Raw genomic sequence first — 16,144 nt, forward strand, 5'->3', positions numbered from 1 at the left:
CCCGGCTCCGGTCGGGCGGGGCCGTAAACGCCGACCGGGCACGGCCGCTGAGCGGCCGTGCCCGGTCGGGTGTACGGAGGGGTCAGACGGGCAGGACCGTCTTCTCCTCGGCGAAGTGGCACGCCGACTCGTGCGCGGCCGCCGTGTCCTGGCCCTTGAAGCGCTCCGGGACCGCCAGCAGCGGCACCTCGGTGGAGCAGATGTCCTGCGCCTTCCAGCAGCGGGTGCGGAAGCGGCAGCCCGACGGCGGATTGGCCGGGGACGGGACGTCACCGGTCAGGATGATCCGCTCACGGCCCTCACGGGCCGCCGGGTCCGGCACCGGCACGGCGGAGAGCAGCGCCTGGGTGTACGGGTGGGTGGGGTGGTCGTAGATCTGGGCGTCGGTGCCGATCTCGGCCATCTTGCCCAGGTACATGACGCCCACGCGGTCCGAGATGTGCCGGACGATCGACAGGTCGTGCGCGATGAAGATGTAGGACAGGTTGAACTCGTCCTGCAGCTTCGCCATCAGGTTGATGACCTGCGCCTGCACCGACACGTCGAGCGCGGAGACCGGCTCGTCGCAGATGATGATCTCGGGCTGGAGCGCGAGGCCGCGGGCGATGCCGATGCGCTGGCGCTGGCCGCCGGAGAACTGGTGCGGGTACCGGTTGATGTACTCCGGGTTCAGGCCCACCACGTCCAGGAGCTCCTGGACCCGGCGCCGCCGGTCGCCCTTGGGAGCCACCTCGGGGTGGATCTCGAAGGGCTCGCCGATGATGTCGCCGACCGTCATGCGCGGGTTGAGCGAGGTGTACGGGTCCTGGAACACCATCTGGATGTTGCGGCGCACGGCCTTGAGGGCCTTGCCCGACAGCTTCGTGATGTCCTGGCCCTTGTAGAAGACCTCGCCGGACGTCGCCGTCTCCAGCAGCATCAGCAGCTTGGCGACGGTGGACTTGCCACAGCCGGACTCGCCGACGATGCCGAGGGTCTCGCCCTGGTGCAGGTCGAAGGAGATCCCGTCGACCGCGCGGACGGCGCCGATCTGCTTCTTGAACAGGATGCCCTGGGTCAGCGGGAAGTGCTTGACCAGGTTGCGCACCTGCAGGATCGGCTCACCGCGCTCGACGGGCGCCTCGATGGCGGCCACGGCCGCCGTCTCGGTCGCCGCCTCGACGACCTCGACCTCGCTGATACCGGGGGTGGCGTCCACGGCGTCGTCCTTCTTGTCGGTCTCAGCCATGGAGCTGCTCCTCGCGGAAGTGGCAGGCGCTGGCACGGCCGGCCAGCTCGGTGCCGTCCTGCTCGGTCACCTGCAGCAGGGGCGGCATCTCGGTGCGGCAGATGTCCTGCGCCTTGGGGCAGCGCGGGTTGAAGGCGCAGCCCGAGGGGGCCTTCAGCAGGTTGGGCGGCAGACCCTTGATCGCGTAGAGCTCCTGGCCCTTCTGGTCCAGGCGCGGGATCGAGTCCAGCAGACCACGGGTGTACGGGTGCGCGGGGCGCTTGTACAGCTCGTGGACCGGCGCCTGCTCGACGATGCGGCCCGCGTACATCACGGCGATCTTGTCCGCGACGTCGGCGACGACGCCGAGGTCGTGGGTGATCAGGATCAGACCCATGTTGTACTCGCGCTGCAGGTCGGCCAGCAGGTCCATGACCTGGGCCTGGACCGTCACGTCGAGCGCCGTGGTGGGCTCGTCCGCGATGATCAGGTCCGGCTCCAGGGCGAGCGCCATCGCGATCATGATGCGCTGGCGCATACCGCCCGAGAACTGGTGCGGGTAGTCGTTCACCCGGCTCTTGGCCGCGGGGATCTTCACCCGGTCCATGAGCTCGATGGCCTTGGCCTTGGCGTCCTTCTTCGACATGCCCTGGTGGACGCGGAACATCTCGCCCAGCTGGTTGCCGACGGAGAACACCGGGTTCAGCGCGGACAGCGCGTCCTGGAAGATCATCGCCATCTTCGGGCCGCGCAGCTTGCGCCGCTCGTTCTCCGGAAGCTTGAGGATGTCCTCGCCGCGGAAGAGGATCTCTCCCTTGGCGACCCGCCCGGGGGGCGAGTCGAGGATGCCCATGATCGCCTGCGCGGTCACGGACTTGCCGGAGCCGGACTCGCCGAGCACGGCGAGGGTCTCGCCGGACGAGACGCTGTAGTTCACGCCGTTGACGGCCTTGACGACACCTTCACGGGTCGCGAACTCGACGTGCAGGTCGCGCACTTCGAGAACGGGCACCTCGGAGTCGCCGCCCCTCTGGCGGGGCACGTCTGCGGTGATGCTTGAAGCAGTCATTTCGGTGGTGCCGCCCTTCTAGCGCAGCTTCGGGTCGAGGGCGTCGCGGAGCCCGTCACCGACGAATACGAAGCCAAGGACCGTCAGCACGATCGCGATGCTGGGGTAGGTCCACAGGAAGTCCTTGACTCCCATGAAGTCCTTGGCGGCGGCGAGCATGTTGCCCCACTCCGGGACCTCCGGGCTGACGCCCACGCCCAGGAAGGACAGCGAGGCCTCGGCCACGATGGCGCCGCCGACGCTGAACGCGGCGTAGGCCATCACGGCGGCGATGGAGTTGGGGATGATGTGCCGCAGGATGATCCGGCGGGTGTCCGCGCCCAGGGCGCGGGCGGCCAGCACGTAGTCGGCCTCGCGGACCGACAGGATCGAGCTGCGCAGCAGACGGGAGACCGTCGGCCAGGAGAAGATCGCCAGCGAGATGATCACCGGCATCACGCCCCGGCCCATCGCGATGATGATGACGATGGCACCGATCAGCAGCGGGAAGGCGAAGAAGACGTCGGCGATGCGCATCAGCACCGAGTCGGTGGCGCGGCCGAAGTAGCCGGCCAGCGCGCCGATGACGATGCCGATGAGGCACGCCAGGAAGATCGACGCGAGACCGATCTCCACGGCGATGCGGGTGCCGTAGATGATGCGGGAGAACTGGTCGCGGCCGAGGGCGTCGGTACCCAGCAGGTGGCCGTTGCCCGGCTCCTGGAGGGTGTTGTTCAGGTCCTGGGCCAGCGGGTCCTGCGGGGCGATCAGCGGAGCGAAGATCGCGGTCAGGAACAGCAGCGCGACGAGGCCGAGGCCGACCACGGCCAGCTTGTTGGCGAGGAAGCGGTGGCGGATCTCGCCCCACTGGGTCACGCGGGCGACGGCCGGTTCGGCCTCCGCGTTCGCGGCCTGCGCCGGTGCGGTCGCGTCCCCCGCCACCGATGTGCTCTTGGTGAGCTCGGTCATGGGTAACTCCTAGAACGGGCTGCCTGGGATCAGGCGAGGCGGATGCGCGGGTCGAGGACCGCGTACAAGAGGTCGACGAGGAGGTTCAGCAGGACGAACACGGCGACGCCGAAGCTCACCACGCCGATGATGATCGGGTTGTTCTGCTGCTGGACCGCCTGCACCAGGGCGAGCCCGATGCCGTCCCAGTTGAAGATCGCCTCGGTGATCAGGGCACCACCGAGCAGCGAGCCGAAGGAGATACCCAGGTACGTGACGACCGGGATGATCGAGTTGCGCATGACGTGCTTGACGAGCACGGTCCGCCGGGGCAGACCCTTGGCGACGGCCGTCTTGACGTAGTCGGCCCGCAGCACCTCGAGCATGGTGCCGCGCATGAGCCGCGCCACGAGGGCGGCGTCGAGGATCGCCAGCGTGAAGGCGGGCAGGATCAGCGACTTCATCGTGCCGTCGGAGATCAGCGGGACCCACTGGAACTGGACCACGAAGACCTTCTGGAGCACCATGCCGATCACGAAGGACGGGAAGCCGACGGCCATGGTGGTCAAGAGCGTGATCAGCACGTCCCAGAACGAGTATCTGAACAGCGCGGCGATCAGACCCGCCAGCAGGCCGATCAGGATGTCCAGGACGATGGCCGCCAGGGCGAGCTGCGCGGTGTTCACGAGCTTCGGCCCGAGGACCTCCGTCACCGGCCGGCGCTGGGTGTAGTCCTCACCGAGGTCACCCTGCGCGAGGTTCTTGACGAAGTTCCCGTACTGCACGGGCAGCGGGTCGTTGAGGCCGTAGCGCTCGCGGAGCGCCTCGACCACGGCCGGGTCACGGGCCTTGTCACCACCGAGCGAACCCACAGGGTCGCCGGGGAGCACGAAAAGACAGCAGAAGAGAATAACCGTCGCACCGAAGAGAACGACAACCATCTGTCCGAGCCGCCGGATCACATATCTTCCCACGATGCCTCCTTCACATACCGGGCGTGGGGGTTGGCGGCATCATCCGATCGGGAGATTGGCCGCATCCGGGCGCGGATCGACGAGAAAGAGGGGTGCGCCCGGGACTGAGCGAAGGCCGTGGGGACCGGAGACGTTGCTCCGGGCCCCCACGACCTTCGCCTACCTGTTGATGAGGAGGCTCTTACTTGGCCGAGATCTCAGCGAGGTTCGGGTCCTCGAAGAAGTCCAGCTGGACGTTGTTGAACTTGTCCGTGGCCGCGAGGCGGAACTGGGTGCGCTTCCACAGCGGGATGAGACCCTGCTCGTCGTCGATCGCGAGCTTCTCGGCCTCCTTGTAGACCGCGGCGCGGGCCGCCGGGTCCTTGGTGCCGCGGGCCTTGGTGATCAGCTCGTCGAACTTCGGGTTGTTGTAGCGGCCGCGGTTGTCACCGGCCGCCTTGCCCGTCGCCGGGTCCTCGTTGATCGAACCGGAGTCGAGCAGCGGGTACAGGAAGTTGTCCGGGGTCGGGTAGTCCGCGCCCCACGCCGAGCGCCACAGACCGCCGGTGCCCTTGTCCTGCTGCTGGGCCAGGGCCTCCTTGAACGGCTTGCCGTTCAGCTTGACCTCGAGACCGAGGACGTCCTTCAGCTGCTGCGCGACGGCCTGGACCCACTCTTCGTGGCCCGCACCGGTGTTGTAGCCGAAGTCGAGGACGGTGCCCGGCTTCAGGCCGCCCTTCTCCGCGAACTGCTTGGCCTTCTCCTTGTCCTGCTTCACGCAGGAGGAGCAGACGCCGTCCACGTAGGTGTCCGCGAAGGACGGCGGCAGGACGGAGGTGGCGGGCTTCTGCATGCCCTGGAAGACACCCTTGGCGATGGCGTCGCGGTCGATCGCGTACGAGATCGCCTTGCGGGCGTCGGGGTTGTTCAGCGGCGCGGTCTGGTTGAAGGCGACCAGGTAGTTGATACCGCTGGTGTCGGCCTCGATCCACTGCTTCTTCGGCGAGAACTTGGCCTTCGCGACCGGAAGCTGCGGCGTGGGCATACGGGCCCAGTCGAACTGGCCCGACTGGAAGCCCTGGTACTCCAGGGTGGAGCCGTTGGCCGAGTTCAGGATCGAGATCTCGACCTTGGCGAGCTTCGCCTTCTCGAGACCGTAGTCGTCGTTACGGACGAGGGTGATGGACTTGTTGTGCTGCCACGAACCCTCCATCTTGAAGGGGCCGTTGCCGATCGGCGCGTCGTTGTACGCCTTGTTGCTGGCGGCGCCGGCGGCCTTCGGGACCGGGCTGAAGGCCTGGTGCACGGTCTTCTTGTCGAACTCGAAGTCGGCCTCGGAGAGCTCGACCTTCAGGGTGCCGGCGTCCGGCGCCGTCACACCCGCGAAGGTGGTGGCGTTGCCGCCGTTGAGCTCCTTGTAGCCGTTGATGCCCGCGAACGGGTAGGCGACGTCGGAGGCGGAGTCCTTGGCGACCACACGGGTCCAGCCGCGGACGAAGGACTCGGCGTCGACGGGCTCGCCGTTGGTGAACTTCGTGCCCTGCTTGATCTTGAAGGTCCAGGTCTTGCCGTCGTCGCTGGTCTGGACCGACTCGGCGAGTTCGGGCTTCAGCTTGCCGTCGACCGTGGCGCTGTACAGACCCGTGAAGAGGTTGTGCGTGACGAGCGCGCCCTCGGACTCCTGCGAGTTGTACGGGTCGATCGCGGTGGGCTCGGTGATGCCGAGGCGGAACGTGCCGCCCTTGGCGCCCGCGCCGCCGCTGTCCTTGTCGCCACTGCTGCACGCCGTGGCAGCCATCGCCACGATGACCGCACCCACGACCCACTTGGCGCTCGTTGCTCCGCGCATGGGTAATAGCCTCCTCAGGAGTCACTGTCGATGATGTGGGCCCGTCATCCGCTGACACCCCTGACAGCGAAATCCGGTCCCGTCGTGTGTGCTCGTGAGTCGACGCTCCCCACAGCGTGTGACCCATTGACCCGAGCTCAATGGAGCCATCCTCAGGGACGCCCAGACCGTAAACCACACTTAAGTGGTCTCGTTTTCACAACATCACCGTATGGCGAAAACCCGAAATCCGGACAAACGGATAGGAGACAGACACGTGCGAAACGGACGGTTAGTTCATCTTCCGGAGTGTCACGGTCGGTATGCGGACACTTGAGCGACACAATCCGTTTGACAAACGACGACGGCCTCTCCCCGCACCGAACCGGTGCAGGGAGAGGCCGTCGCCGATGGTATGCGTTTCGGCCAGAAGCCTACTCGCTTACTACTTGGCCGACTTGGCGCGGGAAGCGGTGCGCGAACGCTCCTTCTGGTCCAGGACGACCTTGCGGATGCGCACGGCCTCCGGGGTGACCTCGACGCACTCGTCGTCGCGGCAGAACTCCAGGGACTGCTCCAGGGAGAGCTTGCGCGGCGGGACGATCGCCTCGAAGGAGTCGGCGGAGGAGGAGCGCATGTTCGTGAGCTTCTTCTCCTTGGTGATGTTCACGTCCATGTCGTCGGCGCGCGAGTTCTCGCCGACGATCATGCCCTCGTACACCTCGGTGCCGGGGTCGGTGAACAGGACGCCGCGCTCCTGGAGGTTGGTCATCGCGAACGCGGTGACCGCACCGGCGCGGTCGGCGACCAGGGAGCCGTTGTTGCGGGTGACCAGCTGGCCGAACCACGGCTCGTGGCCCTCGTGGATCGAGTGGCCGATGCCGGTGCCGCGGGTCTGGGTCAGGAACTCGGTACGGAAGCCGATCAGACCGCGGGACGGGACGACGAACTCCATGCGCACCCAGCCGGAGCCGTGGTTCGACATGTTGTCCATGCGGCCCTTGCGGACGCCCATGAGCTGCGTGACGGCGCCCATGTGCTCCTCGGGCACGTCGATCGTCATGCGCTCGACCGGCTCGTGGACCTTGCCGTCGATCTCGCGCGTGACGACCTGCGGCTTGCCGATGGTCAGCTCGAAGCCCTCGCGGCGCATCTGCTCGACCAGGATGGCGAGCGCGAGCTCACCGCGGCCCTGGACCTCCCAGGCGTCCGGACGGTCGGTGTCCAGGACGCGCAGCGAGACGTTACCGATCAGCTCGCGGTCCAGACGGTCCTTGACCTGGCGGGCGGTGACCTTGCGGTCCTTGACCGCGGCCTTGGCGTCCGCGCCCTTGCCGGAGCCGCCGCGGCCGACCATCGGGGAGGTGTTGGTGCCGATGACCATGGAGATGGCCGGCTCGTCCACCGTGATCAGCGGCAGCGCGATCGGGTTCTCGGGGTCGGCCAGGGTCTCGCCGATCATGATGTCGGGGATGCCGGCGACGGCGCAGATGTCACCGGGGCCGGCGACCTCGGCCGGCTTGCGGGTGAGCGCCTCGGTCATCATCAGCTCGGTGATGCGGACGTTGGAGACCGTGCCGTCACGCTTGATCCACGCGACCGTCTGGCCCTTGCGCAGCTCGCCCTGCTCGACGCGGAGCAGCGCGATGCGGCCGAGGAAGTTGTCGGCGTCGAGGTTGGTGACGTGGGCCTGGAGGGGGGCCTCTTCGTCGTAGGTCGGGGCCGGGACGTGCTCCAGGATGGTGGAGAAGAACGGCTCCAGGTTGTCGCTGTCCGCCGGGACGGTGCCGTCCTCCGGCTTGGTCAGCGAGGCGATGCCGTCACGGCCGCAGGCGTAGACGATCGGGAACTCGATCTGGTCCTCGTCGGCGTCCAGGTCCAGGAACAGGTCGTAGGTCTCGTTGACGACCTCGTCGATCCGGGAGTCCGGGCGGTCCGTCTTGTTGATGCAGAGGATGACCGGCTTCCGCTGCTGGAGGGCCTTGCGGAGCACGAAGCGGGTCTGGGGCAGCGGACCCTCGGAGGCGTCCACCAGGAGGACGACGGCGTCCACCATCGACAGACCGCGCTCGACCTCGCCACCGAAGTCGGCGTGGCCGGGGGTGTCGATGATGTTGATCGTGATCGGGGCCCCGCCGTCCTTGGGGTGGTACTTCACCGCCGTGTTCTTGGCGAGGATCGTGATGCCCTTCTCACGCTCCAGGTCGTTCGAGTCCATCATGCGGTCGTCGAGCTGCTGGTGGGCGGCGAAGGCACCGGCCTGCTTGAGCATGGCATCGACGATGGTCGTCTTGCCATGGTCGACGTGGGCGACGATGGCGACGTTACGGATGTCGTGGCGCGTGGGCACTTCGGCGCTTCTCCCGGGATCGTGGATGGCGTCGCGTACGGCCTGGCACGCGCGCCTCGACCGGGCGGAAAACCTGCCACGGCCTTACACCATCGTACGTCGACCGGCGGGATCCGGCTGCCGGGGGGCTGTCAAGGGGCCGGACGACTGAGGACGGCCGGGTCGTGGGTGGGGGTTCCCGGCTGTCGGTACGGCCCGTGTTTCTGCGGGTCAACAGGTACGGACGACCTTGCCCGCCGGGAATCCGGCGGGCAAGGAACTTGAGTCACTTCTGAGCTTGCTACCCGCCGGTCAACCCGACAGGCCCCGTTTTTTCACCACTTCTTCGCCGCGTCGCCTTCCGGCCACCGGGGCCGTCGGCCGGCGGCCGCTCCTACTTCTTCTTCGCGTCCTTGGCGGCGGGCGGCTTCTTCCAGCCGATGTCCTGGAAGCGGGGCGCCCCGAGGCCGAAGGCTCCGGCGTTGGCCAGGCCCGGCTTGGCCGCGACCAGCTCCGGGCGCTGGTAGAGCGGGATGGAGCCGGCCGCCGCCCAGATCCGGGCGTCCGCCTTGCGCATCAGGTCGCGGGCCTTGGCCTCGTCCAGCTCGCCGGCCGCCTGGTCGAAGAGCTGGTCGATGTGGTCGGTGCCGACCCGCGTGTAGTTCTGCTCGACGAGCAGCGAGCCGTCGGCGGCCGGCTCCGGCTTGGCGAAGATGGGCCGGTCGTCGGTGGCCGGGAAGGCCGTCGCGGGCCAGGAGTAGAGGGCCAGGTCGTACTGGCCCGAGGCGATGTGGTCCTTGAAGAAGCTCTCGTCCGGGACCTTGGTGATCCGGGTGCTGATGCCGATCTTCCGGAGCGTCTGGGAGATCCGGTCGCCGACCGCGCGCAGGGCCTCCGAGCCGGGGCCGGCCGGCAGGACGAAACGCAGGTCGAGCTGCTTGCCGTCCTTGGCGAGCATGGCGCCCGAGGTGCGGGGGGCGACCTGCTTGGCCGGAGCCGGGGCCGGGGTGGCCTTCGCGGGCTCCTTGGCGTCCTCCCCGTCGCCCTCGGCCTCCGCCTTCCGGGCCGCCGCGGCGGCCGCGCGCTTGCCGTCCTCGATCGCGCCCGCCTGGGCCAGCAGCGCCTTCCCCTGCTGGGCGGCCAGGGAGGACGGGGCCAGCACGGGCGAGGGCCGTCCGCGCAGGGATCCCGGGACGAAGGCCATCCCCTCGTCGACGAGGTCCCCCTCGAAGACGGCGGGCCCCTCCTGGAGGATCCGCGGGCCGGAGGCGGGGGCGCTGGGCTGTCCCGGCCGGACCCGGCGGTCCGGGCGGTCCCGGCGCACGGCGCCGTTGCGGCCGTCGTCCTGGCCCACGATGTAGAGGCCGTCGTTGCCGGTGCCGTCACCCGGTCCCGGCTTGGCGCCCGACGGGGTCTTCGAGTCGTCGGTCGCCCCCTCTCCCTCCGGGCCCGCCTTCGCCTCGGGCGGCTCGGTCAGCTTGCCGTCCTTGCGCCAGCCCGCGTCCGCGAGGAGGGCCTGGGCGGCATGGGTGTCCTGGCCGCCGAGGGCGTCGCTGTTGTCGGCGTACGCCTGCTGCCCGGCCAGCGCCAGGTGGCTGCCCAGGGGCTTCGCCGGCAGGCCGAGCGGCTTGAGGACGATCTCCGCGAGCTCCTTGCGGTCCAGGGCCCGGGCGATCGCCCGGCGGACGCGCTCGTCGGAGAGCGGGCCGGAGGCCCCGTTCATGGCCAGCTGGGTGTACGAGGGCTCCAGCGACCTGCGGACCTCGAAGCCGCGCAGGGCCGACTGCTCCTCCGCGTACTTCTGCACCGCCTCGGCGTTCTTCTGCCGGTTCTCCTGCTCCTCCTTGGCCTTCGCCTCGTCGGCGCCGTGGGCCAGCGCCCAGGAGAGGGTCGCCTGCGCGGGGGTGAGGGAGGCGCCCGGGCCGTGCGTGCCGTCCACGCGGCCGGCGTCGCGGTGGGCGAGGGCGATGCGGTCGGCGCCCGCCCGGTCGATCTCCGCCAGGTCCACCTTCCCGGCGGCCAGCGCGGCCGGGCGGCCGGCCCGCGGGACCGCCGTCAGGACGAGGGTGTCCAGCTTGGCGCCCCGGCCCCACCAGCGGGGGTTGCGGGTCAGGGCCGCGGTGCCGGTCTTCTTGTCGATCGCCCCGAGGTTGAAGGGTCCGGCGGTGACCTTGAGGGCGCCCCGCGCCCCCTCGTTGAAGGCCTCCGGGGTGCCCATGACCTGCTTCGGGTAGAGCGGGCTGAACAGGGAGCGCCAGTCCGCGTACGGGCGGAGGAAGGTGACCTTGACCTCCAGGTCGGACTTGCCCCGCTCGATCTTCTCGATCCGCTCGTAGCCGGAGTTGCGGGCCGTCCAGTACGCCGAGTCCTTGCCGTTCAGGGCCCGCCACTGCGCCACGAAGTCGGCGGCGCCGATCTCGCGCCCGTCGCTCCACACCGCCTTCTGGTTCAGCCTGTACAGCACGACCTGCTTGGGCTCGCGCTCGACGACCTCGGCCTTCTCCAGGTAGTCGGGATTGGCCACCGGCCGCCCCTTGGCGTCCAGCGTGAACAGGTGCGGCAGGACCGCCCCCGCGATCCGGGTGGTGGTGGCGTCCGCGTCGGCCTGGAAGGCGTTCAGGGTCTCCGGCAGCGAGTCCACCGCCCAGCGCAGGACCCCGCCGTCGGCGACCTGCTCGCGGGCCGTCAGCCCGATGTCCGGACCGGCGGCGGCCGGCCCTCCGTCGTCCTCACCCGCCCCGCAGCCCGCGAGGAGCGGCAGTGCAAGGACTCCCGAGGTGAGGAGCGCCAAGGACCTGCGCCTTCTCTGGGTCATGGGTGGTACCTCCGGGACGGGGCGTGGAGCCGTGAAAGAGGGGGGTCTTGATCACGTTCGGCGGTATATGGAGCTGATCACACTGGTGTCGAAACCCACTGAAATAGACAGCCCGCCGGGTCCTCCGGAGCGGACCCGCGCCACGCCGCGAACCCCACCCGTGCGGACCAATCCCGGTTGCGTCCCGGACGGGCGGTCCCTCGTTCGAGGGATGAAAATGGGGGCAGGGAGGGGCGCACGGTTTGCGCCTGCGCGCCCGGAATCGCTGCACGTCCCTTCACAACCGGGGACGTGAGGCGCGACACTCGCAGGCGCCCGTGAGCGTTGCCACCGCACCCCCGCGGAAGTGAGGTCACGTCATGTCCCTGCAAGACGATCTGACGGCCGTACGACGCAACCTGAACGAGCTGGTCCGCTCGGTGGAACGGCTGGAGCAGGACGTCGCCCGGCAGTCGCCGGCCGCCGCCCCCAGATCGGCCGCCCCGGCCGGGATGGTGCCCGTCCCGGACACCCCGTACGACCAGTCCAAGTGGACGGACACCGACGACGAGGGCCTCGGCGTCCGCGACCGCCGCGCCCCCTGACGTCCGCCACCGGCCGTCCCGCGCAACCCGCACCCCCATCTGGCCCGGCCGCCCGCGCGGCCGGGCCTCCTGGGCCACCCTTCATCGCACTCCACCCGGAGTTCTCCTTGGCCACAGGCACGGAACCACACCGACAACGGCCCGGCGGGGTCCACTCCCCCTCCCGGGCCGCGATCGCGGCCGGGCACCTGCGCACCGACCGGTGGTGGCTGGCCCCCGCCGGCACCGCGGCCGGGCTGCTCGCCTTCGTCGTCTACTCGACCTGGCGGGCGTTCGCGAACGCCCACTACTACGCGGCCCCGTACGTCTCCCCGTTCTACTCCCCCTGTCTGGCGGAGAACTGCGAGACGATGCGCGGCGGCCCCAACCTCGACCTGTTCGGCAGCTGGTGGGGCCTGTCCCCCGCCCTGCTGATCCTGGTCTTCCCCCTCGGCTTCCGGCTGACCTGCTACTACTACCGCAAGGCCTACTACCGGGGCTTCTGGGCCTCGCCGCCCGCCTGCGCGGTCCCCGAACCGCACGCCGGCTACACCGGCGAGACCCGCTTCCCGCTGATCCTCCAGAACGCGCACCGGTACTTCTTCTACATGGCGCTCCCGGTCGCCGGGATCCTGACGTACGACACCGTGCTGACCTTCCGCGACCGGCACTACGCGTGGGGGCACATGGGCCTGGGAACCCTGCTGTTCCTCCTCAACATCGTGCTGATCTGGGCCTACACCCTGTCCTGCCACTCCTGTCGGCACATCATGGGCGGCCGCCTGAAGCACTTCTCGGCACACCCGGTGCGCTACCGCCTGTGGAGCTGGGTCGGCCGGCTCAACACCCGCCACATGCAGTTCGCCTGGGCCTCCCTGATCAGCGTGGCCGTGTGCGACTTCTACGTGTACCTGCTGGCCACCGGCACCTTCTCCGACCCGAGGATCTTCTGACATGACCCAAGTCGACCGGCAGCAGTGGGACGTGGTCGTGGTCGGTGCGGGCGGCGCCGGGCTGCGGGCCGCGATCGAGGCCCGGGAGCGGGGCGCCCGTACGGCCGTGATCTGCAAGTCCCTCTTCGGCAAGGCCCACACGGTCATGGCCGAGGGCGGGATCGCCGCCTCCATGGGCAACGCCAACGAGCACGACAACTGGCGGGTCCACTTCCGCGACACCATGCGCGGCGGGAAGTTCCTCAACCAGTGGCGGATGGCCGAGCTGCACGCCAAGGAGGCCCCGGACCGGGTGTGGGAGCTGGAGACCTGGGGCGCGCTCTTCGACCGCACGCCCGACGGTAGGATCTCGCAGCGCAACTTCGGCGGCCACGAGTACCCGCGCCTGGCGCACGTCGGCGACCGCACCGGCCTGGAGCTGATCCGCACCCTCCAGCAGAAGATCGTCCAGCTCCAGCAGGAGGACTTCCGCGAGCACGGAAACCACGAGGCCCGGCTCAAGATCTTCCAGGAGTGCACGGTGACCCGCGTCCTGAAGGACGGGGACCGGGTCTCGGGCACGTTCTGCTACGAGCGCGAGTCCGGCCGCTTCTTCGTCCTGGAGGCCCCGGCGGTGGTGCTCGCCACCGGCGGGATCGGCAAGTCCTTCAAGACCACCTCCAACTCCTGGGAGTACACGGGCGACGGCCACGCGCTGGCGCTGCTCGCGGGGGCCCCGCTGCTCAACATGGAGTTCGTGCAGTTCCACCCCACGGGCATGGTCTGGCCTCCTTCCGTGAAGGGCATCCTCGTCACGGAATCGGTCCGCGGCGACGGCGGGGTACTGCGCAACTCCGAGGGCCGGCGGTTCATGTTCGACTACGTCCCGGACGTCTTCAAGGAGAAGTACGCCGAGACGGAGGAGGAGGGCGACCGCTGGTACGAGGACCCCGACGGCAACCGGCGCCCTCCCGAGCTGCTGCCCCGCGACGAGGTCGCCCGCGCCATCAACTCCGAGGTGAAGGCGGGCCGCGGCTCCCCGCACGGCGGGGTGTTCCTGGACGTGTCGACCCGGATGCCGGCGGAGCGGATCAGACGGCGCCTGCCCTCCATGTACCACCAGTTCAAGGAGCTGGCGGACGTGGACATCACCGCCGAGCCGATGGAGGTCGGGCCGACCTGCCACTACGTGATGGGCGGCATCGCGGTCGACTCCGACACCGCCGCCACCGCCGGGGTACCGGGGCTGTTCGCGGCCGGCGAGGTCGCGGGCGGGATGCACGGCTCGAACCGGCTCGGCGGCAACTCCCTCTCCGACCTGCTGGTCTTCGGCCGGCGGGCCGGTCTGCACGCGGCGGAGCACGCGGCGGGCGGCGGGGAGCGGCCGGTGGTCTCCCAGGAGCAGGTCGACGCGGCGGCCGCGGAGGCGCTGGCTCCCTTCCACGCCGACGCGGGCGCGGAGAACCCGTACACGCTCCACCAGGAGCTCCAGACGACCATGAACGACCTCGTCGGCATCATCCGCCGCGAGGCGGAGATGGCGGAGGCCCTGGAGCGGCTGGCGTCCCTGCGCGTACGGGCCGCCCGCGCCGGGGTCGAGGGGCACCGGCAGTTCAACCCGGGCTGGCACCTGGCCCTGGACCTGCGCAACATGCTGCTGGTCAGCGAGTGCGTGGCCCGCGCGGCCCTGGAGCGCACCGAGAGCCGGGGCGGCCACACCCGTGAGGACCGCCCGGCGATGGAGCGGGAGTGGCGGCCGGTGAACCTGCTGTGCCGTCCCGTGGTCCCGGCCCCCGCCGATCCGGCCGCCGACCGGATCGTCCTCGAACGCACCCGGACCGATCCCATCCGCCCCGACCTGCTCGCCCTGTTCGAGAAGGACGAGCTGGCCAAGTACCTCGCCGAAGAGGAGCTCACCGGATGACCACCTACGACGCCCGCTTCCGGGTCTGGCGGGGCGACGCGGAGGGCGGCGGCCTACGGGACTTCACCGTCGAGGTGCACGACGGGGAGGTGGTCCTGGACATCGTCCACCGGCTCCAGGCGACGCAGGCCCCGGACCTGGCGGTGCGCTGGAACTGCAAGGCGGGCAAGTGCGGCTCGTGCAGCGCCGAGATCAACGGGCGTCCGCGGCTGATGTGCATGACCCGCATGTCCGTCTTCGACCGGGAGGAGACGGTCACCATCACCCCGCTGCGGGCCTTCCCGGTGGTCCGGGACCTGGTGACGGACGTGTCCTTCAACTACGAGAAGGCGCGCTCGGTCCCGGCGTTCGTGCCGCCGGCCGGGCTGGCGCCGGGCGAGTACCGGATGCAGCAGGTGGACGTGGAGCGCTCACAGGAGTTCCGCAAGTGCATCGAGTGCTTCCTGTGCCAGGACACCTGCCACGTGGTGCGCGACCACGAGGAGAACAAGGGCGCCTTCGCCGGCCCCCGCTTCCTGATGCGGGTCGCCGAGCTGGACATGCACCCGCTGGACGCCGCCGAGGAGGCGGGCCTGGACCGCAAGCGCACGGCCCAGGAGGAGCACGGGCTGGGCTACTGCAACATCACCAAATGCTGCACGGAGGTCTGCCCGGAGGGGATCAGGATCACCGACAACGCCCTCATCCCGCTGAAGGAGCGGGCCGTGGACCGCAAGTACGACCCCCTGGTGTGGCTGGGCAGCCGGATCCGCCGCCGTTCGCCGTCCGACCCCCGGTAGTTCACTTCGCGATGGACAATGCCCCCTGGACGACCGTCGGATGACATGGTGTCAGGGGGCTGCGCGGTGCGGGTGGGGGAACTGCTGGCGGACCGGTACCGGCTGGAGCGCCGGCTCGGCGCGGGCGGCATGGGCGAGGTGTGGGCGGGCCACGACCTGGCCCTGGACCGGCCGGTGGCGGTCAAGGTCCTGCTGGAGGCGGCGACCGACGAGGAACTGATCGCCCGCTTCCGGCGGGAGGCGACGATCGGGGCACGGCTCCAGCACCCGGGGATCACCGTCGTGCACGACGTGGGACAGCACGGGGGACGGCTGTTCATCGTCATGGAACTGCTCCCCGGCGAGGACCTGGGGGCGGTACTCGCCCGGGAGCGGGGCGGGCTGCCGGCCGCGGAAGCGGTGGAGCCGGCCGCGCAGGCGGCGCAGGCGCTGGCCGCCGCGCACGAACGGGCGGTGGTCCACCGGGACCTCAAGCCCCGGAACCTGTTCCTGCTGCCCGGCGGGCGGCTGAAGATCTGCGACTTCGGCATCGCGCACTCGGCGGACGCGACGGCGGGCTGGACGGTCACGGGCCGCCCCGGTCGGCCCACGGGGGCCGGCGCGGGCTGCTGGGACGGGGGGCGCCGCCGTTCGTGACGGGGCTGGAGGTGGCCTCGGGCCGCGCCCGGCGCCTGTGGGAGCACGAACCCCCGCAAGGCCCGGCCCCCACCCTGGCGGGCGACACCCTGGTGGCGGCGACCCCGGCCCTGACGGGGGTGGCGCTGCCGGGGTGATCCCGCCATCTCCCCCCAATCAGACGGGGTGGCCGCATGCCCGTC

13 protein-coding genes are annotated in these 16,144 nt (G+C 69.9%); 6 read left to right on the plus strand and 7 right to left on the minus strand.

Translation table 11 applies throughout. From position 1 onward, the window contains the following. Nucleotides 1-82: 82 nt before the first annotated feature. From ACFY15_RS03120 to ACFY15_RS03150, 7 genes are all read right to left on the minus strand, one after another. The gene (locus tag ACFY15_RS03120) at nucleotides 83-1,228 is read right to left on the minus strand and encodes an ABC transporter ATP-binding protein (RefSeq protein WP_042809898.1); all 1,146 of its coding nucleotides are present in this window, start codon (nucleotides 1,226-1,228) and stop codon (nucleotides 83-85) included. Beyond that, a complete protein-coding gene (locus tag ACFY15_RS03125) occupies nucleotides 1,221-2,276 on the minus strand; it encodes an ABC transporter ATP-binding protein (protein WP_390685189.1) in 1,056 nt (351 codons plus the stop codon). Before ACFY15_RS03125 ends, ACFY15_RS03120 begins: the two co-directional genes overlap by 8 nt. A gap of 18 nt (nucleotides 2,277-2,294) precedes the next feature. Continuing rightward, entirely contained in the window at nucleotides 2,295-3,224 is a 930-nt protein-coding gene (locus ACFY15_RS03130; RefSeq protein WP_390685188.1) for an ABC transporter permease, read from the minus strand. 29 nt (nucleotides 3,225-3,253) lie between these two features. Further along, nucleotides 3,254-4,177, minus strand: coding sequence for an ABC transporter permease (locus ACFY15_RS03135; RefSeq protein WP_390685187.1), 924 nt, complete (start codon nucleotides 4,175-4,177; stop codon nucleotides 3,254-3,256). Nucleotides 4,178-4,358: 181 nt separating this feature from the next. After that, nucleotides 4,359-6,005 carry an ABC transporter substrate-binding protein gene (locus tag ACFY15_RS03140; protein WP_390685186.1) on the minus strand — a complete coding sequence of 549 codons (1,647 nt, stop codon included), beginning with the start codon at nucleotides 6,003-6,005 and terminating at the stop codon, nucleotides 4,359-4,361. A gap of 424 nt (nucleotides 6,006-6,429) precedes the next feature. Then, the gene (gene typA / locus ACFY15_RS03145) at nucleotides 6,430-8,334 is read right to left on the minus strand and encodes a translational GTPase TypA (RefSeq protein ID WP_390685185.1); all 1,905 of its coding nucleotides are present in this window, start codon (nucleotides 8,332-8,334) and stop codon (nucleotides 6,430-6,432) included. 373 nt (nucleotides 8,335-8,707) lie between these two features. After that, nucleotides 8,708-11,128 carry an ABC transporter family substrate-binding protein gene (locus tag ACFY15_RS03150; protein ID WP_390685184.1) on the minus strand — a complete coding sequence of 807 codons (2,421 nt, stop codon included), beginning with the start codon at nucleotides 11,126-11,128 and terminating at the stop codon, nucleotides 8,708-8,710. A gap of 359 nt (nucleotides 11,129-11,487) precedes the next feature. Between ACFY15_RS03150 and ACFY15_RS03155 the strand changes: the two genes are divergently transcribed. The 6 genes from ACFY15_RS03155 (at nucleotide 11,488) to ACFY15_RS03180 (ending at nucleotide 16,099) form a co-directional block, all read left to right on the plus strand. Further along, a complete protein-coding gene (locus ACFY15_RS03155; RefSeq protein WP_390685183.1) occupies nucleotides 11,488-11,712 on the plus strand; it encodes a hypothetical protein in 225 nt (74 codons plus the stop codon). Nucleotides 11,713-11,819: 107 nt separating this feature from the next. Then, on the plus strand, nucleotides 11,820-12,644 hold the full coding sequence (locus ACFY15_RS03160) for a hypothetical protein (RefSeq protein ID WP_390685182.1): 825 nt from the start codon (nucleotides 11,820-11,822) through the stop codon (nucleotides 12,642-12,644). Between the two features lies 1 nt (nucleotide 12,645). Continuing rightward, a complete protein-coding gene (locus ACFY15_RS03165) occupies nucleotides 12,646-14,547 on the plus strand; it encodes a fumarate reductase/succinate dehydrogenase flavoprotein subunit (RefSeq protein WP_390824910.1) in 1,902 nt (633 codons plus the stop codon). Continuing rightward, nucleotides 14,544-15,326 carry a succinate dehydrogenase/fumarate reductase iron-sulfur subunit gene (locus tag ACFY15_RS03170; protein ID WP_390685180.1) on the plus strand — a complete coding sequence of 261 codons (783 nt, stop codon included), beginning with the start codon at nucleotides 14,544-14,546 and terminating at the stop codon, nucleotides 15,324-15,326. Before ACFY15_RS03165 ends, ACFY15_RS03170 begins: the two co-directional genes overlap by 4 nt. Nucleotides 15,327-15,371: 45 nt before the next feature. Continuing rightward, on the plus strand, nucleotides 15,372-15,962 hold the full coding sequence (locus ACFY15_RS03175) for a serine/threonine-protein kinase (RefSeq protein WP_390824911.1): 591 nt from the start codon (nucleotides 15,372-15,374) through the stop codon (nucleotides 15,960-15,962). Beyond that, the gene (locus ACFY15_RS03180) at nucleotides 15,959-16,099 is read left to right on the plus strand and encodes a hypothetical protein (protein WP_390685178.1); all 141 of its coding nucleotides are present in this window, start codon (nucleotides 15,959-15,961) and stop codon (nucleotides 16,097-16,099) included. Before ACFY15_RS03175 ends, ACFY15_RS03180 begins: the two co-directional genes overlap by 4 nt. Nucleotides 16,100-16,144 lie beyond the last annotated feature (45 nt).

The organism is Streptomyces sp. NPDC001373, from assembly GCF_042895815.1.
Taxonomy (GTDB): Bacteria; Actinomycetota; Actinomycetes; order Streptomycetales; family Streptomycetaceae; genus Streptomyces.